Here is a 25,413-nt window from a genome sequence, read left to right as displayed (position 1 = left end):
GGGACCGCCTCAGCCGCCGGAGGTGTCCAGTTCGGCGTCCTCGCCGACGCCTGCGCAGTCGTAGGGGTCCTTCAGCCAGCCGTCCGGCAGGACCACCCGGTTGTTGCCGGAGGTGCGGCCGCGGGGCCCGTCGGCGCCGGCGGGCCAGGGCTGGTCGAGGTCCAGCTCGTCGAGACCGGCGCGCAGCTCCTCGAGGGAGGAGGTGATCGCCAGCCGCTTGCGCATCTCGGAGCCGACCGCGAAGCCCTTCAGGTACCAGGCGACGTGCTTGCGGAAGTCGACGACACCGCGCGACTCGTCGCCGATCCACTCGCCGAGCAGCGTGGCGTGCCGGACCATGACGTCGGCCACTTCGCGCAGGGTGGGCCGTACGAAGCGTCCACCGGTGCCTCCGGCACGGGCGTCCGTACGTCCCTCGAAGGCCGCCACCAGGTCGGCGAACAGCCACGGCCGGCCCAGGCAGCCGCGGCCCACGACCACACCGTCGCAGCCGGTCTCCCGCACCATCCGCAGCGCGTCCTCGGCCGACCAGATGTCGCCGTTGCCGAGCACCGGGATCTCGGGCACGTGCTCCTTCAGGCGCGCGATGGCGTCCCAGTCCGCCGTGCCGCCGTAGTGCTGGGCGGCCGTGCGGCCGTGCAGCGCGACGGCCGTCACGCCCTCCTCGACGGCGATCCTTCCGGCGTCGAGGTAGGTGAGGTGGTCGTCGTCGACGCCCTTGCGCATCTTCATGGTGACCGGCAGGTCGCCGGCCCCGCTGACCGCCTCGCGCAGGATCGCCCGCAGCAGGTTGCGCTTGTAGGGGAGGGCCGAGCCGCCGCCCTTGCGGGTCACCTTGGGCACCGGGCAGCCGAAGTTGAGGTCGATGTGGTCGGCGAGGTCCTCCTCCGCGATCATGCGGACGGCCTTGCCGACCGTGGCCGGGTCCACACCGTACAGCTGGATCGAGCGCGGGCGCTCGCTCGCGTCGAACCTGATGAGCTGCATGGTCTTGTCGTTGCGCTCGACCAGCGCCCGGGTCGTGATCATCTCGCTGACGTAAAGGCCCTTGCCCTGGCTGAACTCCCGGCACAGGGTGCGGAAGGGCGCGTTGGTGATACCGGCCATGGGGGCCAGCACCACGGGTGGCCGGACGGTGTGCGGGCCGATCTGGAGGGGGGACTCGGGCATGGGCATTCCCTCATTGTCGCGTATCGGCACGGATCATGTAGCAGTCATTAGTTAACCGCACTATTGAAATCCCGTACCATGGAACGCATGCCCGAGCTCAGCCACCGACGACGGCTCCTGGTCCTGGCGATCTGCTGCATGAGCCTGCTGATCGTGAGCCTGGACAACACCGTTCTGAACGTCGCTCTGCCCTCGATGCAACGCGAGTTGCACGCGAGCACCTCCGGCCTTCAGTGGACCATCGACGCGTACACGCTGGTGCTCGCCTCGCTGCTGATGCTCGCCGGTTCCACGGCCGACCGCATCGGCCGCAAGCGCGTCTTCATGGCGGGACTGGTCGTCTTCGGCATCGGCTCGCTGCTGTGCTCCCTCGCGCCGGACCTGGAACTGCTGGTCGTGTTCCGCATGGTGCAGGCGGTCGGCGGCTCGATGCTCAACCCGGTCGCCATGTCGATCATCACCAACACCTTCACCGACCCGCGCGAGCGCGCCCGCGCCATCGGGGCCTGGGGCGCGGTGGTCGGCATATCCATGGCCGCCGGCCCGCTCGCCGGCGGTCTGCTGGTGGAGTCGGTCGGCTGGCGCTCGATCTTCTGGGTCAACCTGCCGGTGGCCCTGGCCGCGCTGCTGCTCACCGCGCGCTTCGTCCCCGAGTCCCGCGCGCCGAAGGCCCGCCGGCCCGACCCGGTCGGCCAGATCCTGGTCATCGCCCTGTTCGGCGCCCTGACGTACGCGATCATCGAGGCCCCGGTCTCCGGCCTCGCCACGATCCTGCCCTTCGCCGTCGTCGCGCTCGCGGCCCTGCTCGGCCTGCTGTGGTACGAGCCGCGCCGCATCGAACCCCTCATCGACCTGCGCTTCTTCCGCTCGGCGCCGTTCAGCGGGGCCACCGTCATCGCGATCAGCGCGTTCGCGGCTCTCGGCGGCTTCCTGTTCCTGTCCACGCTCTACCTGCAGAACGTGCGCGGCCTGGACGCCCTGCACGCCGGCCTGTGGATGCTGCCGATGGCGGCACCGACCTTCCTGTGCGCGCCGCTGTCCGGGCGGTTGGTCGGCACCCGGGGGCCGCGGCTTCCCCTGCTGGTCGCCGGCACCGCCATGACGGTGAGCTCGGTGCTGTTCGCCGCGTTCGAGGCGGAGACCTCCGACCTCACGCTCGTCATCGGGTACGTCCTGTTCGGCATCGGCTTCGGCTTCGTCAACGCGCCGATCACCAACACGGCCGTCTCGGGGATGCCGCGCGCCCAGGCCGGGGTCGCCGCCGCGGTCGCCTCCACCAGCCGCCAGCTCGGGCAGACCCTCGGGGTCGCGGTGGTCGGCGCGCTGCTGGCCGCCGGGGTCGGCTCCTCGCCCTACCGGGACGCGTTCGTCCCGGCGGCCCGGCCCGGATGGTGGGTGCTGGTGGTGTGCGGCGTCGCGGTGCTGGCACTGGGCACGGTCACCAGCGGCCGGTGGGCCAGGGGGACCGCCGAGCGCACGGCCGAGCGGCTCCAGGAGCACGAGGTGCGAGAGGCAGCGGGCATCCGGCCTGAGACGCCGGACCGCGCGGGAGGGAGTCCGGTGGCCCGCGCCGAGGAGGTCCCGGGGAATGCTCACGGTGCGTGCACGAACGCTTCCGAGGGGTGAGAGCCGGTCGGGAGCGGGGCGCCGCCAGGACGCTTGGTAAGAAAAAAGTAAGCGAGATCATGGCGGCTGAGCTGCGGCTTCTCATCAAAGCGCCGCTCGCCCACAGCCCCGCGTTACTCCTCCCGAGGTGCCGCGCGGGCGATCAGAGGCAAGTCTGGAGGGGCGCGATGAGCCCTGCGGGGCACGCGCGACGCAGGGGGGAACCACCAACGGGAGACCACCATGCATCTCACACTCCGCCGCTGTGCCCGTGGAGTCGCCGCGGGCGCCCTGTCCGCCGCGCTGGTGTCGGCCGGATCTGCCGCAGCCGTCGCCGTGACCAGTCCGAGCCCGATGCCCACTCGGACGCACATGCCGACCAAGGCAGCGTCGATCACGGTCAGGGCAGACCACTCCTCGGTCAAGGCCGGGCAGAGCGTGACGCTCACCGGGCGCACCGCGAACCTGGCGGTCGGCACCAAGCTGACCGTCCAGCACCTGAGCAACGGCAAGTGGACCACGCTGCGCGCGACCACCGCGGTCAAGAAGGGCGACACCTACACGGTGTCCACGAAGCTCGCGGTCAAGGGCAAGCAGGAACTGCGAGTGGTGCACGGCAACACGCACTCCAAGACGGTCACCGTGAACGTGACCTGACCCAGGAGATGACGGTGCTAACGGGCTCGTAGCCCGCCCAGCACCAGTTCGAGCACCGCCTCGAACTCCTCCTCGATCGCCGGCCGCTTCCACTCCCGGGCATGACTCGGGTCGTGGAAGCGGCCGGTGGCATGAAACAGGGCCCGGGCCGTGACGGCCGGGTCGGCGGCCGTGAAGGCACCGGCCGTGACGCCGTCCCGGACGATCCGGGTCAGCTGGCCGGTCAGGTCGGCGATGTGCTCGCCGACCGCCACGCCGTTCTCCCCGGTGAGCACCGAGTACGTGGCGAACAGCTCGGGGTCGTCGCCCGCCTTGTGGCGCTTGGCCTCGAACAGCCCCCGCAGCCAGTCGCGCAGCCGGGCCTCCGGGTCCCGGTGCTCGGCGGCGATGCCGGCGAGGGCGTCGGACGTGCGGTCCAGCCACCGCTTGGTCACCGCCTCGCGCAGCGCCGCCTTGGTACGGAAGTGCCGGTAGACGCTGCCGTGACTGACACCGAGCGCGCGGGCCACGTCCACCACGGTGGCCTTGGCCGGCCCGTGGCGGCGCAGCACCTCCTCGGTCGCCTCGAGGATGCGCTCGGCGGTCAGGATCTCGGTGGTGGCTGACATGCCCTAGACCGTACCCGGCGCCCGGGTCAGCGTTCGCTGTCCAGATGGGCCATCTGCGCCTCGGGGTAGCGCGCGCCCGCGGCCGCGTCCGCCGGGACGGCCTCCTCGATGGCCGTCAGGTCGGCCTCGTCCAGCGTGACGGCGGTCGCGCCCAGTGCCTCCGCCAGCCGCTCCCGGGTGCGGGCGCCGATCAGCGGGACGATGTCCTCGCCGCGGGAGAGCACCCAGGCGATGGCGGTCTGCGCGACCGTGACGCCCTTGCCCTCGGCGACCTTGCGCAGGGCCTCGACGAGGTTCAGGTTGTGCTGGAGGTTCTCGCCCTGGAAGCGGGGCGAATGGGCCCGGAAGTCGTTCGCGGCGAGCTTGCGGTCGCGGGCGAAGTGCCCGGAGATCAGTCCGCGCGAGAGCACCCCGTAGGCCGTGATGGCGATGCCGAGTTCGCGGGTGGTGGGCAGGATCCGGTCCTCGACGCCACGCGTGACGAGTGAGTACTCGATCTGGATGTCCGAGATCGGCGCGGTGGCGGCGGCCCGGCGGATCGTGTCGGCACCGACCTCGCTGAGGCCGATGTGCCGGACGTGTCCCTTCTCTACGAGTTCCGCGATGGCGCCGACCGTCTCCTCGATCGGCACGTCCGGGTCGACCCGGGCGATCCGGTAGACGTCGATGTGGTCGACGCCGAGGCGCTGCAGCGAGTAGGCGGCGAAGTTCTTCACGGCGGCCGGACGGCCGTCGTAGCCGGCCCAGTTGCCGTCCGGGTCGCGCAGGGCTCCGAACTTCACGCTGAGCAGGGCCTGTTCGCGCCGGGCCGCGGGGGCGGTGCGCAGGGCCTCCCCGACCAGCATCTCGTTGTGGCCCATGGCGTAGAAGTCGCCGGTGTCGAGCAGGGTCACGCCCGCTTCGAGGGCGGCGTGCACGGTGGCGATGGACTCGGTCCGGTCCGCCTCGCCGTACAGCGCGGACATGCCCATGCAGCCGAGGCCGAGGGCGGAGACGCGGGGGCCGGTGGTTCCGAGGTGACGGGTGTCCATGAGGGCTCCTTGGGGACTCGGAGGGCGAGGTTGAACGGGTACCCGTAACCAACCTGACATGACAGCTGACAGATTTCAATATCTGTCAGCTGTTATCTGTCATGCGACCGGCCGGTGCGGGCGGCGGCCACATGGCGCCGCACTGGTCTCCCGGGCCCGGCGCCACTACGGGACGAGCCTGAAGGGCCTGATGACCTGGTCGATCGACTGGGCCGGGTCGAAGAACCGGACCTTGGGCGACAACGTGTTGGCTCTGCAAGGCCGTTGAGGAACGACGAACGCCGGACGGCCGCCGAGTGAGGTCTCGGCGGCCGTCCGGCGCTGAGGTACTGCCGGGTTACCGGGTCAGCAGCCGACGAGGCGGCCGGCCAGGTAGCCCTCGATCTGGTCGAGGGAGACGCGCTCCTGCTTCATGCTGTCGCGCTCGCGGACGGTGACCGCGTTGTCCTCGAGGGTGTCGAAGTCGACCGTGACGCAGTACGGCGTTCCGATCTCGTCCTGGCGGCGGTAGCGGCGGCCGATGGCGCCGGCGTCGTCGAACTCGATGCTCCAGTTCTGGCGCAGGGTCTGGGCCAGGCCCTTGGCCTTGGGCGACAGCTCCGGGTTCCGCGAGAGGGGCAGCACCGCGACCTTCACCGGGGCGAGGCGGTGGTCCAGGCGCAGCACCGTGCGCTTCTCCATCTTGCCCTTGGCGTTGGGCGCCTCGTCCTCGACGTAGGCGTCGAGCAGGAAGGCGAGCATCGCCCGGCCGACTCCGGCCGCCGGCTCGATGACGTACGGCGTCCAGCGCTCGCCGGCCTCCTGGTCGAAGTAGGACAGGTCCTGGCCGGAGGCCTTGGCGTGGGAGGAGAGGTCGTAGTCGGTGCGGTTGGCGACACCCTCCAGCTCACCCCACTCGCTGCCGCCGAAGTGGAAGCGGTACTCGATGTCGGCGGTGCGCTTGGAGTAGTGGGAGAGCTTCTCCTTCGGGTGCTCGTACCAGCGCATGTTCTCCTCACGCAGGCCAAGGCCCGTGTACCAGTTCCAGCGCTGCTCCATCCAGTACTCGTGCCACTTCTCGTCCTCGCCCGGCTTGACGAAGAACTCCATCTCCATCTGCTCGAACTCGCGGGTGCGGAAGATGAAGTTGCCCGGCGTGATCTCGTTGCGGAACGACTTGCCCATCTGGGCGATGCCGAACGGCGGCTTGCGGCGCGAGGTGGTCTGCACCTGGGCGAAGTTGGTGAAGATGCCCTGGGCGGTCTCCGGACGCAGGTAGGCGACGGAGCCGGAGTCCTGGGTGGGGCCGAGGTGGGTGGAGAGCAGGCCCGAGAACTGCTTGGGCTCGGTGAACTGGCCCTTGTTGCCGCAGTTGGGACAGTTGATGTCCGCGAGGCCGTTCTCCGGGGCGCGGCCCTTCTTCTCCTCGTAGGCCTCCTCGAGGTGGTCGGCGCGGAACCGCTTGTGGCAGGAGGTGCACTCCGTCAGCGGGTCCGTGAAGGTGGCGACGTGACCGGAGGCGACCCAGACCTCGGGCGCCAGGATCACGGACGAGTCGATGCCGACCACGTCCTCGCGGGACGTCACCATGTAGCGCCACCACTGGCGCTTGAGGTTCTCCTTGAGCTCGACACCCAGGGGCCCGTAGTCCCAGGCGGCACGCTGGCCGCCGTAGATCTCACTGCAGGGGAATACGAAGCCACGGCGCTTGCTCAGGCTGACGATGGTGTCGATCTTGTCGGCGGCCACGGTGCTCTCTTCATTACGACGACGGGCGACGAAGCGAGACGCTTCACGAGCGAATGCTTCAGGGTACCGGCGGTGGCTCCCCCTCGACCAAATCGGTGCCGGGTAAGGGCCCTTTTCGGGGTCTGCCACGAGGCTTGTTGACAACGGTTTCCATCTTCGTTGAAAATGACTGTCATGAACGTACGACGACGCCTCATATCCGGCTCCACGGCCCTGACGGTCACCGCTCTCGGTCTCGGAACGCTGGCCGCCTGCTCCTCCGCCGGCGCGGCCGGCGACAGCGACGGGAAGTACGACGTCGTCGCGTCCTTCTACCCGATGGCCTTCCTCGCCGAGCGGATCGGCGGGAGCCACGTGCACGTCACCAGTCTCACCCAGCCCGGCCAGGAGCCGCACGACCTGGAGATCAGCGCCAAGCAGACCGCGCAGCTCGAGGAGTCCGACGCGGTGCTCTACCTCAAGGGCCTCCAGCCCAACGTCGACGAGGCCGTCGCCCAGTCCGGGATCAGGACGAAGATCGACGCCACGTCCCTGACCACGCTGGAGGAGCACGGCACCGGGACCGGCGGCCACGCCGAGGAGCACGACGCCCACCACGACGAGGAGCACGGCGGCAAGGACCCGCACGTCTGGCTCGACCCGGTGCGCTACGCGCAGATCGCCGAGGGCGTCGGCAAGGCCTTCGAGAAGGGCGACCCGGACCACGCGGCCGACTACCGCAAGAACACCGCCGCCCTGGTCGAGCAGCTCGGCGAGCTCAACACCCGGTACGAGACCGGCCTGAAGAACACCAGGAACAAGGTCTTCATCACCACCCACGCCGCGTTCGGCTACCTCGCCGAGCGCTACGGCCTGACCCAGGAGGCCATCAACGGCCTCGACCCGGAGTCCGAGCCCAGCGCGGCCCGGGTGAAGGACCTCCAGGAGACGGCGAAGGCCGACGGGGTCACGACCGTCTTCTACGAGACTCTGGTCAGCGACAAGACCGCGAAGACCCTCGCCCGGGACGCGCACCTGAAGACCGACGTCCTCGACCCCCTCGAGGGCATCACCGACAAGTCCCGTGGCACCGACTACTTCCAGGTCATGGAAGCCAACCTCGAGGCGCTGCAGAAAGCCCTGGGCGCCAAGTGAGCGCGACGGAGGGCGTCATGGACGTCAGGAGCGAACCCGCCGAACCCGTCATAACCCTGCGCGGTGTGCGCGCCGACCTGGGCTCGCGCCCCGTCCTGCGCGGCATCGACCTCACCGTGCGCCGGGGCGAGGTCGTCGCGCTGCTCGGCGCCAACGGCTCCGGCAAGTCGACGGCCGTGCGCAGCGTCATCGGCCAGGTGCCGGTGAGCGCCGGTGAGATCGAACTGTTCGGCACCCCACGGCACCGCTTCCGCGACTGGGCGCGCGTCGGCTACGTACCGCAGCGCACGACCGCCGCGAGCGGCGTCCCGGCGACGGTCACCGAGATCGTCTCCTCGGGCCGGCTCTCCCGCACCCGCTTCGGCGTCTTCCGCAAGGCCGACCACGCGGCCGTACGGCGCGCCCTGGAACTGGTCGGTATGGCGGACCGCGCGAAGGACTCGGTGAACGCCCTCTCCGGCGGTCAGCACCAGCGCGTGCTGATCGCCCGCGCGCTCGCCGCCGGACCCGAGCTGTTGATCATGGACGAGCCGATGGCCGGTGTCGACCTGGCCAGCCAGGAGGTGCTGGCGAGCACGCTAGGGGAGCAGGTGGCGGCCGGTGCGACGGTGCTGCTCGTGCTGCACGAGCTGGGCCCGCTGGAGCCGCTGATCGACCGGGCGGTGGTGCTGCGCGACGGCTGCGTCCTGCACGACGGACCGCCGCCGAAGGCCGTGGGCCAGCACGCCCTGCCCGGCCACGACCACGCCCACCCGTCGCCCACCACCGCCCTTGGTGGAGGTGCTTCGCACCACTGCCTCGATCCCCACGACGCCTCGGGCGCCGCTCCGATCCGCACGGGACTGCTGAGCTGATGGACCTGTTGAACTACGCCTTCATGCAGCGGGCCCTGCTCGCCGCCGTCCTGGTCGGCATCACCGCCCCCGCCGTCGGCATCTACCTCGTGCAGCGCCGCCAGGCCCTGATGGGCGACGGCATCGGCCACGTGGCCATGACCGGCGTCGGCCTGGGCTTCCTGCTGTCCACCTCCCCGGTGTGGATGGCGACGGCCGTCTCCGTCCTGGGCGCGGTCCTCATGGAGCTGATCCGCTGGTACGGCCGCACCCGCGGCGACATCGCCCTCGCGATGCTCTTCTACGGCGGCATGGCGGGCGGCGTCATGTTCATCAACCTCGCCCCCGGCGGCTCCAACGCCAACCTGACGTCGTACCTGTTCGGCTCGCTCTCCACGGTCTCGCAGTCCGACGTCACCGCGATCTGCCTGCTGGCCGCCTTCGTCGTGCTGGTCACCCTGGGCCTGCGCCGCCAGCTGTTCGCGGTCAGCCAGGACGAGGAGTTCGCACGGGTGACCGGGCTGCCGGTGCGCGCCCTGAACCTGCTCACGGCGGTCACGGCGGCGGTGACGGTGACGGTCGCGATGCGCGTGGTCGGGCTGCTGCTGGTCAGCGCGCTGATGGTGGTCCCGGTGGCCGCCGCCCAGCAGCTCAGCCGCAGCTTCGCCGCGACCTTCGCGATCGCCGTCGCCATCGGGGTGAGCGTGACGATCGGCGGCACGGTCACGTCGTACTACCAGGACGTGCCGCCCGGCGCGACGATCGTGCTGCTCACCATCGCGGCGTTCATCGCGCTCACCGCGCTGGCCACGCCGCTGGCCCGGCGACGCGCGCGGGCGCTCGCCGCGGCGCGGCCCGCCGGGGACCCTGCGGAGTGCGCGATTCCGGCCACCAGGGCGGCCGGCGGCGGGGCCGGCGCCTGACCGCGCCCGGCCCGGGCTGGCACAATGGCCCGCAGGCGAGACGTGAGGAGGCCGACCGGTGACCACCGCTGGACCGCCCGTGAAGGGCCGCGCCACCCGGCAGCGTGCCGCTGTCGCGGCGGCCCTCGACGAGGTCGACGAGTTCCGCAGCGCGCAGGAGCTCCACGACATGCTCAAGCACAGGGGCGACTCGGTGGGCCTGACGACGGTCTACCGCACCCTTCAGTCCCTCGCCGACGCGGGCGAGGTCGACGTCCTGCGCACCTCCGACGGCGAGTCGGTCTACCGCCGCTGTTCCACCGGCGAACACCACCACCACCTCGTCTGCCGCGTCTGCGGCAAGGCGGTCGAGGTCGAGGGGCCGATGGTGGAGAAGTGGGCGGAGGCGGTCGCCGCGGAGCACGGCTACGTCAACGTCGCCCACACGGTGGAGATCTTCGGCACCTGCGCGGAGTGCGCGGCGGCCTCCGGCGGCTGAGCCGGTCCTGTGCGGTGGTCTGGGATGGCCTGCCCCGGGGGCTGCCACCCCCAGACCCCCGCTTCGGCCTGAACGGCCTCGTCCTCAATCTCCCCCAAGCTCTACGAGCAGGGGGCACCCTCAAACGGGCTGAGTCACCTGCCGTCGCCCTCCATGGCGAGGAGTTCCTCGTTCGGGATCGCGCCGCCGAAGCGGCGGTCGCGGGAGGCGAAGTCGATGCAGGCCCGCCACAGGTCGCGGCGGTCGAAGTCGGGCCACAGCACGTCCTGGAAGACCATCTCGGCGTACGCGCTCTGCCAGAGCAGGTAGTTGGACGTGCGCTGCTCACCGCTCGGGCGCAGGAACAGGTCGACGTCCGGCATGTCCGGGTAGTACAGGTACTTCTGGACGGTCTTCTCGGTGACCTTGGCCGGGTCGAGCCGGCCCGCCCTGACGTCCTCCGCGAGCGCCTTGGCCGCGTCCGCGAGTTCGGCCCGGCCGCCGTAGTTCATGCAGAAGTACAGCGTGAGCCGATCGTTGTCCTTGGTCTGCTCCTGGGCGACCTGGAGCTCCTTGGCGACCGACTTCCACAGCTTGGGCATACGGCCCACCCAGCGCACCCGGATGCCGAGTTCGTCGAGCTGATCGCGGGTCCTGCGGATGAAGTCGCGGTTGAAGTTCATCAGGAAGCGCACCTCGTCCGGCGAACGCTTCCAGTTCTCGGTGGAGAAGGCGTACAGGGAGATGTTGCCGACGCCGATCTCGATCGCGCCCTGCAACACGTCCAGCACCCGCTCGGCGCCGACCTTGTGCCCCTCGGTGCGGGGCAGCCCGCGCTCCTTGGCCCAGCGGCCGTTCCCGTCCATGACGATCGCCACGTGCTCGGGGACCAGCTCGCCGGGGAGCTTCGGCGCGCGGGCGCCGGACGGATGCGGCTCGGGCGCCCTGTACTCCGGGCGCCGGCGCCCCAGGATCCCGCGTACGGCCATGTGCTTCTCGTCTCCCTTGCTTTCGGACGTACTGACGTACTACTTGGTCGGCGTACTACTTTTCCACGTACCGAAGTGAGCGCAGCCCGCGCTCCAGGTGCCAGTGCAGGTAGGCGGAGACCAGCCCGCTGCCCTCCCTGACGTACCGCGGCTCGCACGCGTCGGCGGTCGCCCAGTCCCCCGTGAGCAGCGCGCCGAGCAGCGCGAGCGTCTGCGGCGAGGGTACGACGCTGCCGGGCACCCGGCAGTCGGCGCAGACCGAGCCGCCGGAGGCCACCGAGAAGAAGCGGTTCGGGCCGGGCATCCCGCACCGGGCGCAGTCTCCGAAGCTGGGCGCGTAGCCGTTGACGGCCAGCGACCGCAGCAGGAAGGCGTCGAGCACGAGGTGCGGGGCGTGCTCGCCCCGGGCGAGGGTGCGCAGGGCGCCCACCAGCAGCAGGTACTGCTGGACGGCCGGCTCGCCCTCGTGGTCGGTGAACCGCTCGGCGGTCTCCAGCATGGCCGTCCCGGCGGTGTAGCGGGCGTAGTCGGTCACGATCCCGCCGCCGTAGGGGGCGATGGTCTCGCTCTGCGTGCACAGCGGCAGCCCCCGGCCCACCAGCTCACCGCCCCGGGCGAAGAACTGCACGTCCACGTGCGAGAACGGCTCGAGCCGGGCCCCGAACTTCGACTTCGTCCGCCGCACCCCCCGCGCCACGGCACGCACCCGCCCGTGCCCGCGGGTGAGCAAGGTGATGATGCGGTCGGCTTCCCCGAGCTTCTGGGTGCGCAGGACGATGCCATCATCCCGGAAGAGACTCATCGCACACCTCCGCGGCCGTCCGGCCGGGGGCCCGGGGGTTGTCCCCCGGGAGGGCACAGCATGATCCGTTCCGCCTCACCCGGCTTCTGGGCGCGCAGCACGATGCCGTCGTCGCGGAACAGACTCATGAGCCCATTCTGCCCTCACCGCAACACCGCCGGAGCCCCGGAGGGGCCCCGCGGCGTCCGGCTCGGTCATCCGAACCGCCGTACGTAGCGCTTCTGCCACGGCGTCTCCACCGCGTGCCGGTCGTAGTGGGTCCTGACGTAGGCGACGGCCTCGTTCGCCGGTACGCCGTCGAGCACCGCCAGGCAGGCCAGGGCCGTGCCGGTGCGACCGCGGCCGCCGTCGCAGGCGAACTCGACGCGCTCGCCGGCGGCACGCTGCCAGGCCTCGGTGAGGACCACGCGGGCGGCGGCGCGGTCCGCCGGGAGGCGGAAGTCGGGCCACCGCAGCCAGTGGGACTCCCAGGGAAGGTCCGGGGGCCGCCTGCCGAGGAGGTAGACGCCGTACGAGGGCGGCTGCGCCGACGGGTCGAGAGGGCGGCTCAGGCCCCTGCCCCGCACCAGCAGCCCGGACGGCAGCCGGAGCACACCCGGGGCACGCTCGTCCCACGGCGGGTCCTCGCGCTTGTCGTTCATGGGCGTGGCGCCCCCCTTCGACGTGTGCCGCCACGGCGCGGCGACTATACAAGACCTCATGACCTTCCCCGCCCCGCTGACCGGTGTCGTCCCGCCCGTGTGCACGCCGCTGACCCCGGACCGCGAGGTGGACGTGCCCTCGCTGCTGTCCCTGGTCGACCATCTGGTGGCGGGCGGGGTGCACGGGCTGTTCCTGCTCGGTTCGACGTCCGAGGCGGCGTTCCTGACGGACCGCGGGCGGCGGCAGGTGGTGGAGACGGTCGTGGCCCACGTCGGGGGGCAGCTCCCCGTCCTGGCCGGGGCGATCGACATGACCACCGCGCGTGTGCTCGACCACGTCGCCGCCGTCACCGCGGCGGGCGCGCAGGCCGTCGTCGTCACCGCCCCGTTCTACGCCCCCACCCACCCGGCGGAGATCGCCCGCCACTACCGCCGCGTCGCGGCCGGCAGCCCGGTCCCGGTGATCGCCTACGACATCCCGGTCTCGGTGCCCGGCAGGCTCCCCGCGGAGCTCGTCCTGGAGCTCGCCGCCGACGGCGTGCTGGCCGGGCTGAAGGACTCCAGCGGGGACCTGGGCGGTTTCCGCGAGGTCGTCGCCGGCGTCGGCGCCCGCGCCGGGACCACCGGCTTCAGCGTGCTCACCGGCTCCGAGCTCATCGTCGACGCCGCCCTCGCGGTGGGTGCCGACGGCGCGGTGCCCGGTCTGGCCAACGTCGACCCGCACGGCTACGTCCGCCTCTACCGGCTCGCCCGGGCGGGCGACTGGGACGCCGCGCGCGCCGAACAGGAACGCCTGTGCGCCCTGTTCGGCCTGACCCGTGCCGGCGACCCCGTCCGCATGGGCGCGGGTTCCTCGGCGCTCGGCGCGTTCAAGGCGGCGCTGTACCTGCGGGGCGTCATCGGCTGCCCGGTCACGGCGGAACCCCAGATCCCCCTGTCGGCGGGGGAGATCAAAAGGGTGGAGGCATTCCTGGCTGCGGCGGGCCTGGTGTGAGGGCAGCGTGGAAGGCGGCGGGGACCGCGCGTCGCTCGGCTCAGCCCCTGTGGACCATCCAGGTGCCCTCCTCCTCGTCGTCGACGCGTACCTCGAGTTCGCGGACGCTCATGCCCGCCTCCCACAGCTCCCGGAAGCGCTTCTTGCGGTCCTGGACGTGGTCCTGACGCGCGATGAGCCTGGTCCTGACATTGACGTCGCGCAGATCCTGGTCGATTTCGAACGACACCTCCTCGTCGTAGAGGATGAAGTCGTTGGTGGTACCGCGCTGGAGGTGTGGCGGCAGTTCGGGCAGGACCGACACGCGCACCTCGATGTGCAGCAGTTCCTGCTCCTCGCACAGCCGCAGCAGTCGGTCGTCGAGTTCCCGCGCGCTCTCCAGCAGGAACACCCGGCGCACCGGCACGCCGCGTTCCTCGATCGCCTCCTGCTGTGCCTGGAGATAGCGGCTGGCAGGCTCGCTGCTCCAGAACTCCCGGTCCACGGAGGTGCTGGTGGCGCAGATGGACTGCTCGGCGGCGCGAGTGAGGGAGAGCAGCCAGTCGTGGTTCTCGCCGGGGCACTCCGCGCTCAGATTGGTCAGGTCCGCCATGTGTCCGACCACCCGCTTCATCTCCAGGTGGACGAACGTGTAGAGGATCGAGGGGCCGGGCGCGAGGACCTCGGCGAAGCTCTTGGCCAGCTCGGGCACGCCTTCGGCGCGGACCCGGTCCACCCGGGGATGGAGTTCGGCACCCCGGTCCACCTCGGCGAGGCGGCTCTCGACCAGCCGCCGAATGTCCTCGGCATGCCGGGTCAGGCCGGATTCCACCTCGTCGTCGTGCCTGCGCAGACCTTCCCGCACGGCGGCGGTCTGGGCCAGCACGCTCTCCATCCGTCGGGCGTTCTCCTCCAGCAGCCGGTCCAGGCCCAGGATGTGCTGGACGATCACCGCGGCGCCGGCGCAGAACACGGCGACCAGGAAGTGCCGCAGCGCCCCGTCCTGGGGACTCAGCAGGGCGGTGACGCACCAGGCGAGGGCGCCGACGACAAGGCCGGCCGACACCCGGCGCACCCACCGGGACGGATCGGGGTGCGGCGCGTTCGTTCCGAGGGCCGCCCGGAATCGGTCCCGGGTGCCGGGCGTACGCGGCTCGCCCGCCGGACCGGGTGCCGCCGCACCGCTCGAGCGGCCGGAGGCGTGCGCCGTTCCGGGCGTGCCTGCCGTGTTCTCGGGCTGAGGTGACTGTGCCGTGCTCATCTCGCTTCTCCCCCCGTTGGGATACGCATCGGGTCGACGTGCGGGGATGTGCGTGCGCGGCCCTGTCAGGGCCCCTCGGGACTCGCGGGTTCCCGCTACGGGGGAATCGCGTGCAGGGTGAGCTGGTCGCGGATGCGCTGCACCATCGCCTGCCACTGACGGCTGAAGCCGGGCCGCTCCTCCAGGGCCTCCCACAGCGGGGCCAGATCCTTCGCCACCCGCGCCCGCGGCATCCACAGATGCAGCAGGTGGTCGACCGCGGGCCGCAGCGCCCTGACAACGGCGGGACGGTCCTCCCCCGCCCCCGCCCTGTTCCGGGCGGATGGCGGCGCCGCCCCCAGACTGATGCCGTCCAGCATGCGGACCACCGTGGTGAGCAGCCAGTCGTGCAGGGCGAGGTCGTCGCAGAGCCCGGCGATCTCGGCGGTGCGGGTGCCCTCGGGTATCCGCAGCCGCACGGTGCGCAACTCGTCCTCGACGAGGGTGAACCGCTCGATCGACGGACCGTCGCCCGGGGCCGCGGGCAGGGCCACCCAGCGGAGCCGGGTGGGGCGGGACCTGAGAGGCGGACGCTGGTCGAGCAGGGGGTGGCGCAGCAGTCGTGTGAGCAGCCCGTCCGCGATCAGCCCGATGTCGAGTTCGCCGTGCCGCCCGCCGCCGAGCACGCCCTGGGCGACCGCTTCCTGGGGAAGCTTCCCGAACGGCTCGACCACCCCGGGCCGCACCAAGTAGTAGCCCCACGGCCGCCGCTGGTCGGGTCCGTCGGCGGGAAGATGGAAGTACGCGGAGGTCTGCAGGACGCGTCCCTCGGTGAGCGCGGCCCGTGCGGCGACCGTGCCGACCGCGCGGACCCTGGCGCCGTTGGCGCTGGGAAGGGGACAGTCGATCCCGGTGAGGGTGTCGGGCGAGCGCGCGTAGAGGTTCGGCCGCTCGGAGAGCAGGACGCGTTCGTCGACGCGCAGCCCGAGGAGCTGGGCGGCGGCCCGGATGTCCAGGGCCTGCCGGGTCGGCAGCAGGCAGGTCCGGACCTCTCCGCAGGCGAGTACGGCGCGCGGCGCGGTCTCCTCGGGTGCGAAGCCCCCCATGTCACGGCCCCGCGTAGAAGACGTAGGAGACACGGTCGGCCACCGAGTCCGGGACGGCCAGGTCCTCGTGGGCGGACCGCTCGGCGACCTGGTTCAGCGCTTCGCGGTCCACCTCGGTCTGGTCGAGTATGACGCGGACGGCGTGCTCGACGGGCAGGAAGCGGTTGGGCAGCACCGAGCAGGTCCGGTAGGCGGCGAACGGGTCCGCCCGGGGATTGAGCCGGATCAGTGCGGGCAGCTCGTCCCAGTCCTCGGGGAATTGCGAAGCGGTGTGCGGGTGCGGGACGAAGACGGGCTCGCCCTCGTTGCGCAGCAGCCCGAGGCGGGCCAGTTGCCACACTGCGGCGAGGAAGGGGCAGGACCAGGTGCGATGTCCGTCGGGGGCGTCGCTCCAGAGCTCGACGTCCAGGAAGACGGAGTGGCGGCGGGCTGCAGTCTCCTTGGGCGGCCGCCAGGCGGCGGCCGTCTTCATCGCCTGCGGGGCGCGCGCGACGGGGCTGCGTTCGCCGTTGGCCAGCCAGCCGGTCTGCGCGGCCGGCGGACGGATGCCGTGGCTGCCGGGCGGCGGCGACTCGACGATGCGACCCGCCACCGCCTGGGCGACCGGCACCTTGCCGATCACCGCACAGCCGGACTCGCGGGCCAGGTAGTCGACGACCAGCCCGGCCCGGTCGGCCTCCGCCAGCAGAAGCGGGACGAGTTCGGCAGGGCTGGAGAAACGGGTGAAGTAGTCGTCGATCAGGAAACAGGTGCTGATGCGGGGGCGTCTGCCGCCGGTCCGGACCGCCGCGGCGCGCGCGGCCTCCACCCAGGGGCGCACCTGCGCGAAGTGCTGCCGCAGGCGCTGCGGACCGGCCTCGAAGTCCTCCATGTAGAGGTGGCCCAGTTCCAAGGAGAGATGGGACAGCGGCACCGCCTGGGTGCGTGGATCGGCGGTGGTCTCGCGGAACACTGCCTCCGTCATGGCCGCCCCCAGTACGAGTCGTCCGTCAGGCGCAGGGCGATCTCCTCCAGGGCCTCCAGGGTCTCCTTGTTGGCGATCTGGGTGGAGAGCACGTCCTCTTCCGTGATCAACTGTTCGCGCCACTGCAGGATGGGCTCCAGTGGTACGACGCCGAGGACGACGCTGTCGCCGACGCGGTGCTCCGCGGCGAGCCGGCGCAGCGCCTCGTCGCAGGCCTGCATCCAGGCCGCCTGGGCGGGCGAGCCCTGGGACCACAGCGGTGACTCCGGGTCGGGCACGGCGGCCCGTACGAAGCGGACAGCGGCCCGCAGTGCCTCCTCGTCGTGCCCGCGCTCCACGCCGCCCTTGATGATGCCGTGTTCCTTGTGGACCAGCCCCGAGGCGGCGATCACGTGCTGCCGGGTCCAGCGGTGGAAGACGAGCCAGCGGAAGGGGACGTTGCGCATCCGGGGGTGGGCCGTCGCCGCCAGGACCATGTCCACGGCGTAACTGCGGCCGGCGCTCAGGTCCACCACGATCACGTCGAACTCACCGTTCAGCCGCACCAGGAGGTCGATACACCGCTCCAGAACGTCCTCACCGGTGACGAACTCGCCGCCGCCCGCGTCCCCGGGGAACAGGACCAGGCGGCCGGACTGGTTCGGCCGGGCGCGCAGCAAGGGGTGCTCGGTCTGCCGCCAGACGTCGATCCTGGCCGGCTCGTTGATCTCGCCCTCCAAGTAGGAGTGCAGGCCCCTCTCCTCGGTGCCGCGCACCGCTCCGGGGACATCGAAGACGGCCGCGGCCGTCGGCGAGCCGAAGTCGAAGTCCACGTAGGCCACGTGGTCTCCGGTGAGGGCACGCTGGTAGGCCAGGTTGGCGCTGGTCACCGAGCGCCCCGTGCCTCCCTTGTCGGAGGCGGCGAAGACGAGCACGGGTCACACCTCCTGCGCGGCGGCGCCTCTGGCCTGGGCCAGAGTGTCCAGTTCCTGGAGCACGGGCAGGGCCAGCGCGAAGGCGGTGGCGGGCCGGTCGTCGACCAGGCTGCGCGCGTGGTCCAGGCGATTCTCGATGCTGCGCATCGCCCGGCTGCGGCTTCCGTCGGCGGCGACGGACGCCTCCAGTTGCTCTCTGCCGAACAGGTGGGTGGCCTCGCTGAGCAGTTCCCGGGCCAGCTGGGCGAGTTCGGGGCTGCGGATGGGCTGCTGCTCGTACAGGTTGCGGGCGGCCACCAGGCACTCGGTGACGCGTTCGGTGATGCTCCAGGACAGGCGCCGGCGGGCGTCGCGCGCCTCCGGGTAGACCGCCCTCACGTTGTCCCAGAGGCCGGCACCCTCGCCCTCCTCGATCCTCCGGTTCCACAGGTGTTCGAAGGCCTGCTCCGCCAGCCGCAGCAAACGGTCCTGTGCGCCGATGTTCCGGGAGAGCTCGGCGAGTTGGACGATCCGTTTGAGGAGGTGTGCGGAGAAGTCGGTCATCCGCCACTGAAGCAGCCCGCCGGAGCGCTCGGACCCGGCGAGCGGCATGGTGACTCCCGGGTCGTGCAGCCGGATGGTGGGGTCCTCCCTGGTCATCCGGCTGGTGATCCGGCCGCGGTCGGCGAGGCGCTCCATGACGGCGACGGTGCGGGTGAGGTCGTCGTCGGTCGCCTTCCGGCGGACCAGATCGTGGACGAGGATGGCCGCGACCGTCAGGGAGAAGTACTCGGACTCCAGCCGCAGGCCGGTCGTCTGCCACGGGAGGTCCTCCAGTGGCCAGCGGTCGGCGCCGAATCGGGCGACAGCCGACCAGTACTGCTGGCTGAGCTCCCAGCGCAGACGCAGCGCCTCGGCGAGTTTCTGCTGGTCGGCATCGAGCAGACCCAGGGTGAGTGTGCGCTCGGAGAACAGGTCCTGGATACCGTCGAGGGCGGCCACGGTGAAGTAGACGTAGGGCAGCCGGTCGGCGATGCCGTCGGGCTGGCCGGGGACCTGGACGTCCAGGTCCGTGATCTTCGGCGCGTCCTGCACCACGCCCCAGGCCCAACCGCACTCGAAGAGCTGGCTCTCGTCCCGGATGCTCTCGTCGACCTGGATGCCGCGCGTGAGGCTTTCGATGATCGTGGCGCGCAGGGGGCGGAACCGGCGGGAGAACTGCTGGAGGACGGCCCGGTCGGACTGTCTGCGCTGCCCGATGACCTGGATCAGCCGTCGGCCCTGTTCGGACTCGGCGTCGAAGACGTTGACGGTGAAGGAGCGCAACAGGCTGATCATCGCGGCGGTCAGCCGGGTCTTCGTGGCCTCCCTCAGTTCGGCGACCGCTCTGCGTAGCTCGGGGCGGGTCGTGGTGCCCTCGTAGACCTTGAGGAACCCGAGCGTGGCGAGACAGAGCGTGACGGACATGGAGTAGGAGTCGACCACGCCCAACTGGCTCTGCTCGTACGTCAGTTCACCTAACGGGTCGGCGGGCTTGAAGTAGTGGCCGCCGGCGAAGGTGGGACTGTCGTCCGGGCCCGTGTGGGTGCGCATGAACTGGGTCAGTGCGGTGACCAGGTTGGGCGGGATCTCCAGTCGGCTACCGACGCCCTCCAACGCGCGCAGGACGTCCCGCTCGGTGGTGTCCGGCTGGTCGAGGCGGAAGGCGGGGATCTCGGTGGCGGGGTACAGCAGGCAGAGCAGTCGCTCCGCGTCGGCGACGCTGCTCAGCCCGTCGGTGTCCCCCCAGACCAGCTTCCCGTCGTCGAACGAATGGCGGGCCGTGGCGCGCCAGATGTCCAGAAGATGCTGGCGTGGCTTGATCTGCATCCCCGCACCCCTCGTACAGATCTCGTTGCCCTGTGTGCAGACATGGTCCCCGTTCCTACGGGACGGCAATCTCCGAATTCCGCCGCCCCAGGGCCAGAAGCATTCCCTCGTGGCCCGGCCGCACCATGTGGTGCAGATCATGGATCTTCAACTCCGTGGAGTACCGCTGCAGGCTCTCCCCGGCCCGGTCCTCATTCACCCGATAGGCCGGGTAGCGATGCTCGCCCACGTGGTAACCGACCGACTCCTTCATGAACGCGACGGCGAACGGAGCGCCCTCATTCAGCGCGTTCATGAAGCAGCGCACTCCGCGCCGGAACTCGTCGGCGCACTCGGACATCGAGTCGGCGACGAAGAACATCGTCCCGATGTCCCAGCGCCGCTGTCCGTCGAGGTCGAACAGGTTGCCACGCTCCACCCGGACGATCTCGCCGACCCGGCTCCTCGGTTCGATCCCGCGGTAGGCCGGAGCTTCCCGGAGCACGTCCCAGAACGCGTCCCACGCCACGTCGAGCCCTCCGGGAGCGATCTGCCTCTCCAGGTACTCGACGTTCGGACGCGCGTACTCGAGCAGGAGGATCTTTTCGCACCAGGGCAGCATGGAAAGCGCGGGGTAGAGGTTCGCACCGGCACCGACGTCGACACCCCGCACCGAATCGGAGGCGCCTCCGGCGAAACAACGGCTGAAATAGTCGCGCAGCAACCGAACGATCAGCAGATCTACTTCGAGGGGCGTCCGGTAATTGTCGTCGACGTACACCTCTGGATCGAACTTCGACCACGGTGCGTCAGCGTTGCGATCCATAGTCACCCTGCCGTGTTCCATTCGTTTTCCGGGAAGGTCCGTATGCCGTGTGCCGAGCCCCGAGGAGTTCGGCGAATGAAGTGGCAACGTCTTTCCTCGCACGGTAGGCCACGGCGGCGCGCGCAGACAGCCGGGAATACGCCCATCCCCATGTGAGGGGTGCGCTCGGGCGCACGGCAGCACAGCTGGGAGCACATCCGAACTCGCCCTTGAACAGCACGAGTTGGGCGCTCACTCTAGTCAGAACGAACGACCGGCCGCCACCTTGAGCCTCATTCCTTCGGGTGTTCGAGCCGGTGCCCGTCGCGTTGACGTCCGCACGTCCTGACTGGGGGTGGCATGACCGCCGAACCGCTGGAACGCTCCTCGGACCGCCAAGAGCAGCTCACGGCACCGGTGCCGCCCCCGGGCCCCCTGCCGCTGGTGCTGCGGACGGCACGGGAGTCCGACCTGCCCGAACTGCGACGGCTCGACGAGGAGGTCTTCCGGGAGGTCGCCTATCCCGGCTTCCTGCTGCGTCAGCTCTACGACATGTACGCGGAGCACTTCCTGGTTCTCGACGACGGCGAGGGCCGCCTGCACGGCTATGTTCTGGCCGCCACCACGGCACTCGGCACGGACAGCTGGGTCCTGGGCCTGTGCGTGACACACGACCGCCGCCGCCACGGGCTGGGCCGGGAGCTGATGGTGGCGGCCCTGGCACGGCTGCGCCGGAGCGGTGTCGAACAGGTCCGGCTCACCGTGGAACCCGCCAACCGTGCCGCCTTCCTGCTCTACTGGTCGCTCGGCTTCCGCCCGGAGGAACCCGACGCCGGCCTGCGCCGGGACTACTTCGGCCCCGGCATGGACCGCAGGGTGATGCGGTTGGAACTCGACCGGGGCCACTGAGCCGCCGGGCCCCGTCACGACGGTGTTCGGGCCTCCGCCAGGAGGCGGGTCACGTCGTCGGTGCAGATGGTCAGGGCCGCGCCGACGGTGCTGAGGGTGTCGTGCTCGGCGGGGGTGTAGGGGCCGTCGGCCAGGGCGATGCGGGCGGCCTGGAGGAGGATCGACTCCCGGCCCGCGGGGGCCAGGTGCGGGGCGAGCGGGTCGAGGGCCTCGTGCAGCTCTATGGCCAGGCCCGCGCCGCACGGATGGACGTCGTAGGCGCGCCCGGTGTCCGCGGCCAGCGCCTCGACCAGGGCGGCCAGCTGCTCCTCGGTGCAGTCGGCCAGGCCGGCCGCGCGGACCGTGGCCGCGGCGGTCTCCAGGGCCGTACGGGAGCCGGTTCCGCCCGCGGAGAGCACCGCCAGGGCGACGGTGTGCACGGCGTCGCGGAGCATCGCGGAGAAGCGCGTGGTCGTCGGGTGGTCCAGGACGTCCGTGCCGAAGTGGCCGCCGCAGGCGGCGCACTCGACGACCGGCCCGGTCGTGCCGCGCGGCAGCAGCGGTACGCCGAGGACGGTGAAGCGCCGCCGCCCGGTCAGACGCTGGTAGTTGCGGTCCCCGCCGCAGCCGGGGCAGAAGAACTCGCCGTCGCCGACCGGCGTCCACGCGGTGCGGGTGCCCAGCAGCCGGGCAAGCCTGGTGACACGGCCGTTTCGTCCCCGTACTGGCAGCACGTCCCACCTCCGTAACGGCACGGCAGCATCGCCGTGCTGGCGTGATGTTAGCCACATTGTCGAGGTGCAGTCAGCACCCCGGACGAGACCTTTCCGTGACCTGCGTCGCCGGCTGGCCGATACTCGCCGGGCACACGACGGGGCCCCGGCCGCCTCAGCAGGCGGCCGGGGCCCCGAAAGCGCCACTCAGAGCGGTCAGCGCGCTGCGCGGTTGACGGCCGAGACGACGGCCTTCAGCGACGCACGTGTCGTGTTCGCATCGATGCCGATCCCCCACAGGACCTTGTCGTCGATCGCGCATTCGATGTACGAGGCGGCCTGGGCGGAGGCGCCCTCGCTCATCGTGTGCTCCTGGTAGTCCAGCAGGCGTACGTCGACGCCGATGGAGTGCAGGGCGTCGAAGAAGGCCGAGATCGGACCGTTGCCGGTGCCGGTGAGGACGGTGTCCTCGCCGTCGACGGTGGCCTCGACGGTGAGGGTGTCGACCCCGTCGGTGTCCGTCGTCGACTGGCCGGTCCTGACCTGGATGCGGCCCCAGGGGTTCTCCGGGTTCGGCAGGTACTCGTCCTGGAAGGCCGCCCAGATCTCCTTCGGCGTGACCTCGCCGCCCTCGGCGTCCGTCTTCGCCTGGATGATCTTCGAGAACTCGATCTGCATCCGGCGCGGCAGGTCCAGCTTGTGGTCGTTCTTCAGGACGTAGGCGACACCGCCCTTGCCGGACTGCGAGTTGACGCGGATGACGGCCTCGTAGGAGCGGCCGACGTCCTTGGGGTCGATGGGCAGGTACGGCACCGCCCACTCGATGTCGTCGACCGTGACGCCCCTGGCCTTCGCGTCGGACTCCATGGCGTCGAAGCCCTTCTTGATGGCGTCCTGGTGGGAGCCGGAGAAGGACGTGTAGACCAGGTCGCCCACGTACGGGTGGCGCGGGTGGACCTCCATCTGGTTGCAGTACTCCCACGTGCGGCGGATCTCGTCGATGTCGGAGAAGTCGATCTGCGGGTCGACGCCCTGCGAGAACAGGTTCATGCCCAGGGTGACCAGGTCGACGTTGCCGGTGCGCTCGCCCTGCCCGAACAGGCAGCCCTCGACGCGGTCGGCGCCGGCCATCAGCGCCAGCTCGGCGGCGGCGACGGCCGTACCGCGGTCGTTGTGCGGGTGGACGGACAGGCAGACGTACTCGCGGCGGGACAGGTTGCGGTGCATCCACTCGAAGCGGTCCGCGTGCGTCGACGGTGTCGAACGCTCCACCGTGGCGGGCAGGTTGAGGATGATCTCACGGCCCGGGCCCGGCTGGTACACGTCCATGACCGCCTCGCAGACCTCCAGGGCGAAGTCCAGCTCGGTGTCGGTGAAGATCTCGGGGCTGTACTGGTAGCCGAACTCCGTCTCGGGGCCCAGCAGTTTCTCGGCGTACTCCATCACCAGGCGGGTGCCGTCGACGGCGATCTGCTTGATGTCGTCCCTGGAGCCGCGGAAGACGACCCGGCGGAAGACCGGGGCGGTGGCGTTGTAGAGGTGGACGGTGGCGCGCCGGGCGCCCTTCAGGGACTCCACGGTCCGCTCGATCAGGTCCTCGCGGGCCTGGGTCAGTACGGAGATCGTGACGTCCTCGGGGATCGCGCCCTCTTCCTCGATGATCGAGCGCACGAAGTCGAAGTCGGTCTGCCCCGAGGCCGGGAAGCCGACCTCGATCTCCTTGTAGCCCATCTTGACCAGCTGGTCGAACATCCGGCGCTTGCGCTCGGGCGACATCGGGTCGATCAGGGCCTGGTTGCCGTCGCGCAGGTCCGTGGAGAGCCAGCGGGGGGCGACGGTGATCCGGCGGCCGGGCCAGGTGCGGTCGGGGATGTCGACCTGCTCGTAGCGGCCGTACTTGTGGATCGGCATGGAACTGGGCTGCTGGCGGTTGACCATGTTTGCGTGGGCTCCTCGAAAAGTCCGCGGGTCCGCGGGTGCCGGAGAACGGCCGACGGCGCAACGCCGAACTCCGCGGGGAGGGGGTCGGCCTCGACTACAGGCCCTCGCCGCGGCAGCTAAGGAGAAGCAGCCCGAAACGCATGATGCTGCGCAGCCTAGCCGAGCCGCGCCGGATGCGCGGACCCGTCCCAGTATGCGAAACCGAAGGGGCAAACAGGGCAAAAAGTGCGCGATGTCACGCGGCGTCATCCCCTTCAGGCTTCTCCGCCGCGAACACCTATCACTTCGCGACGGAAGGGCGGGCTCGTCGCCCGATATTTCACCAATCACGGTTGCGGGTGGTGACAGCGCGACCACAGAGTGCAATTGTTCCTGGTATGACGACCAACGGGGGCTTCGAGCCCGTCTTCTGCACCATCGTGCCGCCGCACGTCCTCGACCGCCTCGCACGCAACGAGGACCCCGCGCTCGCCGGACCCGCCCGCCGGACGCTGGAACGCGACGCCTTCGAGCGCACCCGGCGGCGGCTGACGACCGTCATCGGCGCACCCGCCGTCGCCGCGCCCGCGGGCAAGCGGGACGGGCAGCCGCACCGCACCGTCTACGACGCCCGGCACGGCACCGACCTGCCCGGGCGGAAGGTGCGCGGCGAGGGCGAGGAGCCCGGCGGGGACGCCACGGTCAACCGCGCCTACGCCGGCCTCGGCGCCACCTTCGAGCTGTACCTCACGGCCTACCGGCGCGACTCCATCGACGGCAGCGGCCTGCCGCTGGACGCGACCGTGCACTACGACGAGAAGTACAACAACGCCTTCTGGAACGGCGAGCAGATGGTGTTCGGCGACGGCGACGGCGAGATCTTCCTGGACTTCACCATCCCGGTCGACGTCATCGGCCACGAGCTGACCCACGGCGTCACCCAGCACACCGCCAACCTGGCCTACTTCGGGCAGTCCGGCGCGCTCAACGAGTCGCTCTCCGACGTCTTCGGCTCGCTGATCAAGCAGTACACGCTCGGCCAGACCGCCACCGAGGCCGACTGGCTGATCGGCGCCGGGCTGCTCGCCCCGGGCGTCAGCGGCACCGCGCTGCGCTCCATGAAGGCCCCCGGCACGGCGTACGACGACGACGTGCTCGGCAAGGACCCGCAGCCGGCCACCATGGACCACTACGTCCACACCGGCAGCGACAACGGCGGCGTCCACATCAACTCCGGCATCCCCAACCACGCCTTCTACCTGGTCGCCACCGCACTCGGCGGCCACGCCTGGGAGAAGGCGGGACAGCTCTGGTACGACGTGCTGACCGGCGGCGAGCTGCACGAGGACGCGCAGTTCACGGACTTCGCCACGCTCACCGTGCGGGCCGCGCGGGAGCGGTACGGCGCCGACGGCGGCGAACTCGAGGCCGTGCGGAAGGCCTGGGAACAGGTAGGGGTGCGGACGCTGTAGTTCCGTACTAGAC

25 protein-coding genes and 1 pseudogene are annotated in these 25,413 nt (G+C 70.8%); 10 read left to right on the top strand and 16 right to left on the bottom strand.

Features of this window, described 5'->3' with window-relative positions; genetic code table 11:
- Nucleotides 1-9: 9 nt before the first annotated feature.
- A complete protein-coding gene (gene dusB / locus ACFY4A_RS01145) occupies nt 10-1,176 on the bottom strand; it encodes a tRNA dihydrouridine synthase DusB (protein WP_390827312.1) in 1,167 nt (388 codons plus the stop codon).
- 81 nt (nt 1,177-1,257) lie between these two features.
- Between dusB and ACFY4A_RS01140 the strand changes: the two genes are divergently transcribed.
- Both ACFY4A_RS01140 and ACFY4A_RS01135 read left to right on the top strand, forming a co-directional pair.
- On the top strand, nt 1,258-2,796 hold the full coding sequence (locus ACFY4A_RS01140) for an MFS transporter (RefSeq protein ID WP_390827311.1): 1,539 nt from the start codon (nt 1,258-1,260) through the stop codon (nt 2,794-2,796).
- 222 nt (nt 2,797-3,018) lie between these two features.
- A complete protein-coding gene (locus ACFY4A_RS01135; protein ID WP_390827310.1) occupies nt 3,019-3,432 on the top strand; it encodes a hypothetical protein in 414 nt (137 codons plus the stop codon).
- 17 nt (nt 3,433-3,449) lie between these two features.
- Here the strand turns inward: ACFY4A_RS01135 and ACFY4A_RS01130 are convergent, their stop codons facing one another.
- Nucleotides 3,450-4,040: a TetR family transcriptional regulator gene (locus ACFY4A_RS01130; protein WP_390827309.1), complete on the bottom strand. Its 591-nt coding sequence runs from the start codon at nt 4,038-4,040 to the stop codon at nt 3,450-3,452.
- Between the two features lie 26 nt (nt 4,041-4,066).
- Nucleotides 4,067-5,071, bottom strand: coding sequence for an aldo/keto reductase (locus ACFY4A_RS01125; RefSeq protein ID WP_390827308.1), 1,005 nt, complete (start codon nt 5,069-5,071; stop codon nt 4,067-4,069).
- A 110-nt stretch (nt 5,072-5,181) separates the two neighbouring features.
- On the opposite strand from ACFY4A_RS01125, the pseudogene ACFY4A_RS01120 reads away from it, so the two are divergent.
- Nucleotides 5,182-5,339 (top strand): annotated as a pseudogene (locus ACFY4A_RS01120) (chitinase); the annotation flags it as partial.
- Nucleotides 5,340-5,416: 77 nt separating this feature from the next.
- Here ACFY4A_RS01120 and ACFY4A_RS01115 read toward each other — a convergent pair.
- A complete protein-coding gene (locus ACFY4A_RS01115) occupies nt 5,417-6,799 on the bottom strand; it encodes a glycine--tRNA ligase (RefSeq protein ID WP_390827307.1) in 1,383 nt (460 codons plus the stop codon).
- 174 nt (nt 6,800-6,973) lie between these two features.
- Here ACFY4A_RS01115 and ACFY4A_RS01110 point away from each other — a divergent pair, with 174 nt between their 5' ends.
- Genes ACFY4A_RS01110 through ACFY4A_RS01095 form a run of 4 tightly spaced genes read left to right on the top strand, consistent with a single transcriptional unit; the run spans nt 6,974 to nt 10,167 of the window.
- A complete protein-coding gene (locus ACFY4A_RS01110; protein WP_390827306.1) occupies nt 6,974-7,933 on the top strand; it encodes a metal ABC transporter substrate-binding protein in 960 nt (319 codons plus the stop codon).
- A 17-nt stretch (nt 7,934-7,950) separates the two neighbouring features.
- Complete coding sequence (locus ACFY4A_RS01105) at nt 7,951-8,787, top strand: metal ABC transporter ATP-binding protein (protein WP_390827305.1); 837 nt, start codon at nt 7,951-7,953, stop codon at nt 8,785-8,787.
- The gene (locus ACFY4A_RS01100) at nt 8,787-9,689 is read left to right on the top strand and encodes a metal ABC transporter permease (protein WP_390827304.1); all 903 of its coding nucleotides are present in this window, start codon (nt 8,787-8,789) and stop codon (nt 9,687-9,689) included. The genes ACFY4A_RS01105 and ACFY4A_RS01100 overlap by 1 nt, the downstream gene beginning before the upstream one ends.
- Before the next feature lie 58 nt (nt 9,690-9,747).
- Complete coding sequence (locus tag ACFY4A_RS01095) at nt 9,748-10,167, top strand: Fur family transcriptional regulator (protein WP_390827303.1); 420 nt, start codon at nt 9,748-9,750, stop codon at nt 10,165-10,167.
- A 134-nt stretch (nt 10,168-10,301) separates the two neighbouring features.
- Here the strand turns inward: ACFY4A_RS01095 and ACFY4A_RS01090 are convergent, their stop codons facing one another.
- The 4 genes from ACFY4A_RS01090 to ACFY4A_RS01075 form a co-directional block, all read right to left on the bottom strand.
- The gene (locus ACFY4A_RS01090) at nt 10,302-11,135 is read right to left on the bottom strand and encodes an isoprenyl transferase (protein WP_390827302.1); all 834 of its coding nucleotides are present in this window, start codon (nt 11,133-11,135) and stop codon (nt 10,302-10,304) included.
- Between the two features lie 55 nt (nt 11,136-11,190).
- Nucleotides 11,191-11,937 (bottom strand): DNA repair protein RecO, encoded by a 747-nt coding sequence (recO, locus tag ACFY4A_RS01085; RefSeq protein WP_390827301.1) that lies wholly within the window; start codon nt 11,935-11,937, stop codon nt 11,191-11,193.
- Nucleotides 11,934-12,065 carry a hypothetical protein gene (locus ACFY4A_RS01080; protein WP_390827300.1) on the bottom strand — a complete coding sequence of 44 codons (132 nt, stop codon included), beginning with the start codon at nt 12,063-12,065 and terminating at the stop codon, nt 11,934-11,936. Before ACFY4A_RS01080 ends, recO begins: the two co-directional genes overlap by 4 nt.
- A gap of 66 nt (nt 12,066-12,131) precedes the next feature.
- Nucleotides 12,132-12,578: a protein phosphatase gene (locus tag ACFY4A_RS01075; RefSeq protein ID WP_390827299.1), complete on the bottom strand. Its 447-nt coding sequence runs from the start codon at nt 12,576-12,578 to the stop codon at nt 12,132-12,134.
- A 58-nt stretch (nt 12,579-12,636) separates the two neighbouring features.
- Here ACFY4A_RS01075 and ACFY4A_RS01070 point away from each other — a divergent pair, with 58 nt between their 5' ends.
- Nucleotides 12,637-13,572 carry a dihydrodipicolinate synthase family protein gene (locus tag ACFY4A_RS01070; protein ID WP_390827298.1) on the top strand — a complete coding sequence of 312 codons (936 nt, stop codon included), beginning with the start codon at nt 12,637-12,639 and terminating at the stop codon, nt 13,570-13,572.
- Between the two features lie 40 nt (nt 13,573-13,612).
- On the opposite strand, the gene ACFY4A_RS01065 is transcribed toward ACFY4A_RS01070, so the two are convergent.
- From ACFY4A_RS01065 to ACFY4A_RS01040, 6 genes are all read right to left on the bottom strand, one after another.
- Nucleotides 13,613-14,812, bottom strand: coding sequence for a hypothetical protein (locus ACFY4A_RS01065; RefSeq protein WP_390827297.1), 1,200 nt, complete (start codon nt 14,810-14,812; stop codon nt 13,613-13,615).
- A 95-nt stretch (nt 14,813-14,907) separates the two neighbouring features.
- Nucleotides 14,908-15,897: an SCO2521 family protein gene (locus tag ACFY4A_RS01060; RefSeq protein ID WP_390827296.1), complete on the bottom strand. Its 990-nt coding sequence runs from the start codon at nt 15,895-15,897 to the stop codon at nt 14,908-14,910.
- 1 nt (nt 15,898) lies between these two features.
- On the bottom strand, nt 15,899-16,861 hold the full coding sequence (locus ACFY4A_RS01055; protein WP_390827295.1) for an SCO2522 family protein: 963 nt from the start codon (nt 16,859-16,861) through the stop codon (nt 15,899-15,901).
- Nucleotides 16,858-17,775 carry an SCO2523 family variant P-loop protein gene (locus ACFY4A_RS01050; protein ID WP_390827294.1) on the bottom strand — a complete coding sequence of 306 codons (918 nt, stop codon included), beginning with the start codon at nt 17,773-17,775 and terminating at the stop codon, nt 16,858-16,860. The genes ACFY4A_RS01055 and ACFY4A_RS01050 overlap by 4 nt, the downstream gene beginning before the upstream one ends.
- A gap of 3 nt (nt 17,776-17,778) precedes the next feature.
- Nucleotides 17,779-19,623, bottom strand: a complete 1,845-nt coding sequence (locus ACFY4A_RS01045) for an SCO2524 family protein (RefSeq protein WP_390827293.1) — start codon at nt 19,621-19,623, stop codon at nt 17,779-17,781.
- A gap of 55 nt (nt 19,624-19,678) precedes the next feature.
- Complete coding sequence (locus ACFY4A_RS01040; protein ID WP_390827619.1) at nt 19,679-20,449, bottom strand: SCO2525 family SAM-dependent methyltransferase; 771 nt, start codon at nt 20,447-20,449, stop codon at nt 19,679-19,681.
- A gap of 318 nt (nt 20,450-20,767) precedes the next feature.
- Between ACFY4A_RS01040 and ACFY4A_RS01035 the strand changes: the two genes are divergently transcribed.
- Nucleotides 20,768-21,316, top strand: a complete 549-nt coding sequence (locus tag ACFY4A_RS01035) for a GNAT family N-acetyltransferase (protein ID WP_390827292.1) — start codon at nt 20,768-20,770, stop codon at nt 21,314-21,316.
- A gap of 14 nt (nt 21,317-21,330) precedes the next feature.
- On the opposite strand, the gene ACFY4A_RS01030 is transcribed toward ACFY4A_RS01035, so the two are convergent.
- Together ACFY4A_RS01030 and leuA are read right to left on the bottom strand one after the other, a co-directional pair.
- Nucleotides 21,331-22,029 (bottom strand): TerB family tellurite resistance protein, encoded by a 699-nt coding sequence (locus ACFY4A_RS01030; protein WP_390827291.1) that lies wholly within the window; start codon nt 22,027-22,029, stop codon nt 21,331-21,333.
- Nucleotides 22,030-22,224: 195 nt separating this feature from the next.
- Nucleotides 22,225-23,946, bottom strand: coding sequence for a 2-isopropylmalate synthase (gene leuA, locus ACFY4A_RS01025; protein ID WP_390827290.1), 1,722 nt, complete (start codon nt 23,944-23,946; stop codon nt 22,225-22,227).
- A 380-nt stretch (nt 23,947-24,326) separates the two neighbouring features.
- Between leuA and ACFY4A_RS01020 the strand changes: the two genes are divergently transcribed.
- Nucleotides 24,327-25,400, top strand: coding sequence for a M4 family metallopeptidase (locus ACFY4A_RS01020; protein WP_390827289.1), 1,074 nt, complete (start codon nt 24,327-24,329; stop codon nt 25,398-25,400).
- Nucleotides 25,401-25,413 lie beyond the last annotated feature (13 nt).

This window comes from Streptomyces sp. NPDC001292, from assembly GCF_042896465.1.
Taxonomy (GTDB): domain Bacteria; phylum Actinomycetota; class Actinomycetes; order Streptomycetales; family Streptomycetaceae; genus Streptomyces.
The sequence above is the reverse complement of the archived record's forward strand: the minus strand, read 5'-3'. Positions and strand labels throughout refer to the sequence as shown.

Bases quoted from the DNA above. Each gene is read 5' to 3' on its own strand.
- ACFY4A_RS01035 (WP_390827292.1), top strand. From the start codon at position 20,768: ATGACCGCCGAACCGCTGGAACGCTCCTCGGACCGCCAAGAGCAGCTC.
- ACFY4A_RS01110 (WP_390827306.1), top strand. From the start codon at position 6,974: ATGAACGTACGACGACGCCTCATATCCGGCTCCACGGCCCTGACGGTC.
- ACFY4A_RS01045 (WP_390827293.1), bottom strand. From the start codon at position 19,623: ATGCAGATCAAGCCACGCCAGCATCTTCTGGACATCTGGCGCGCCACG.
- ACFY4A_RS01130 (WP_390827309.1), bottom strand. From the start codon at position 4,040: ATGTCAGCCACCACCGAGATCCTGACCGCCGAGCGCATCCTCGAGGCG.
- ACFY4A_RS01090 (WP_390827302.1), bottom strand. From the start codon at position 11,135: ATGGCCGTACGCGGGATCCTGGGGCGCCGGCGCCCGGAGTACAGGGCG.
- ACFY4A_RS01060 (WP_390827296.1), bottom strand. From the start codon at position 15,897: ATGGGGGGCTTCGCACCCGAGGAGACCGCGCCGCGCGCCGTACTCGCC.
- ACFY4A_RS01020 (WP_390827289.1), top strand. From the start codon at position 24,327: ATGACGACCAACGGGGGCTTCGAGCCCGTCTTCTGCACCATCGTGCCG.
- ACFY4A_RS01065 (WP_390827297.1), bottom strand. From the start codon at position 14,812: ATGAGCACGGCACAGTCACCTCAGCCCGAGAACACGGCAGGCACGCCC.
- ACFY4A_RS01140 (WP_390827311.1), top strand. From the start codon at position 1,258: ATGCCCGAGCTCAGCCACCGACGACGGCTCCTGGTCCTGGCGATCTGC.
- ACFY4A_RS01135 (WP_390827310.1), top strand. From the start codon at position 3,019: ATGCATCTCACACTCCGCCGCTGTGCCCGTGGAGTCGCCGCGGGCGCC.
- ACFY4A_RS01100 (WP_390827304.1), top strand. From the start codon at position 8,787: ATGGACCTGTTGAACTACGCCTTCATGCAGCGGGCCCTGCTCGCCGCC.
- ACFY4A_RS01080 (WP_390827300.1), bottom strand. From the start codon at position 12,065: ATGAGTCTGTTCCGCGACGACGGCATCGTGCTGCGCGCCCAGAAGCCG.
- ACFY4A_RS01070 (WP_390827298.1), top strand. From the start codon at position 12,637: ATGACCTTCCCCGCCCCGCTGACCGGTGTCGTCCCGCCCGTGTGCACG.
- ACFY4A_RS01040 (WP_390827619.1), bottom strand. From the start codon at position 20,449: ATGGAACACGGCAGGGTGACTATGGATCGCAACGCTGACGCACCGTGG.
- ACFY4A_RS01125 (WP_390827308.1), bottom strand. From the start codon at position 5,071: ATGGACACCCGTCACCTCGGAACCACCGGCCCCCGCGTCTCCGCCCTC.
- leuA (WP_390827290.1), bottom strand. From the start codon at position 23,946: ATGGTCAACCGCCAGCAGCCCAGTTCCATGCCGATCCACAAGTACGGC.
- ACFY4A_RS01055 (WP_390827295.1), bottom strand. From the start codon at position 16,861: ATGACGGAGGCAGTGTTCCGCGAGACCACCGCCGATCCACGCACCCAG.
- recO (WP_390827301.1), bottom strand. From the start codon at position 11,937: ATGAGTCTCTTCCGGGATGATGGCATCGTCCTGCGCACCCAGAAGCTC.
- dusB (WP_390827312.1), bottom strand. From the start codon at position 1,176: ATGCCCATGCCCGAGTCCCCCCTCCAGATCGGCCCGCACACCGTCCGG.
- ACFY4A_RS01105 (WP_390827305.1), top strand. From the start codon at position 7,951: ATGGACGTCAGGAGCGAACCCGCCGAACCCGTCATAACCCTGCGCGGT.
- ACFY4A_RS01075 (WP_390827299.1), bottom strand. From the start codon at position 12,578: ATGAACGACAAGCGCGAGGACCCGCCGTGGGACGAGCGTGCCCCGGGT.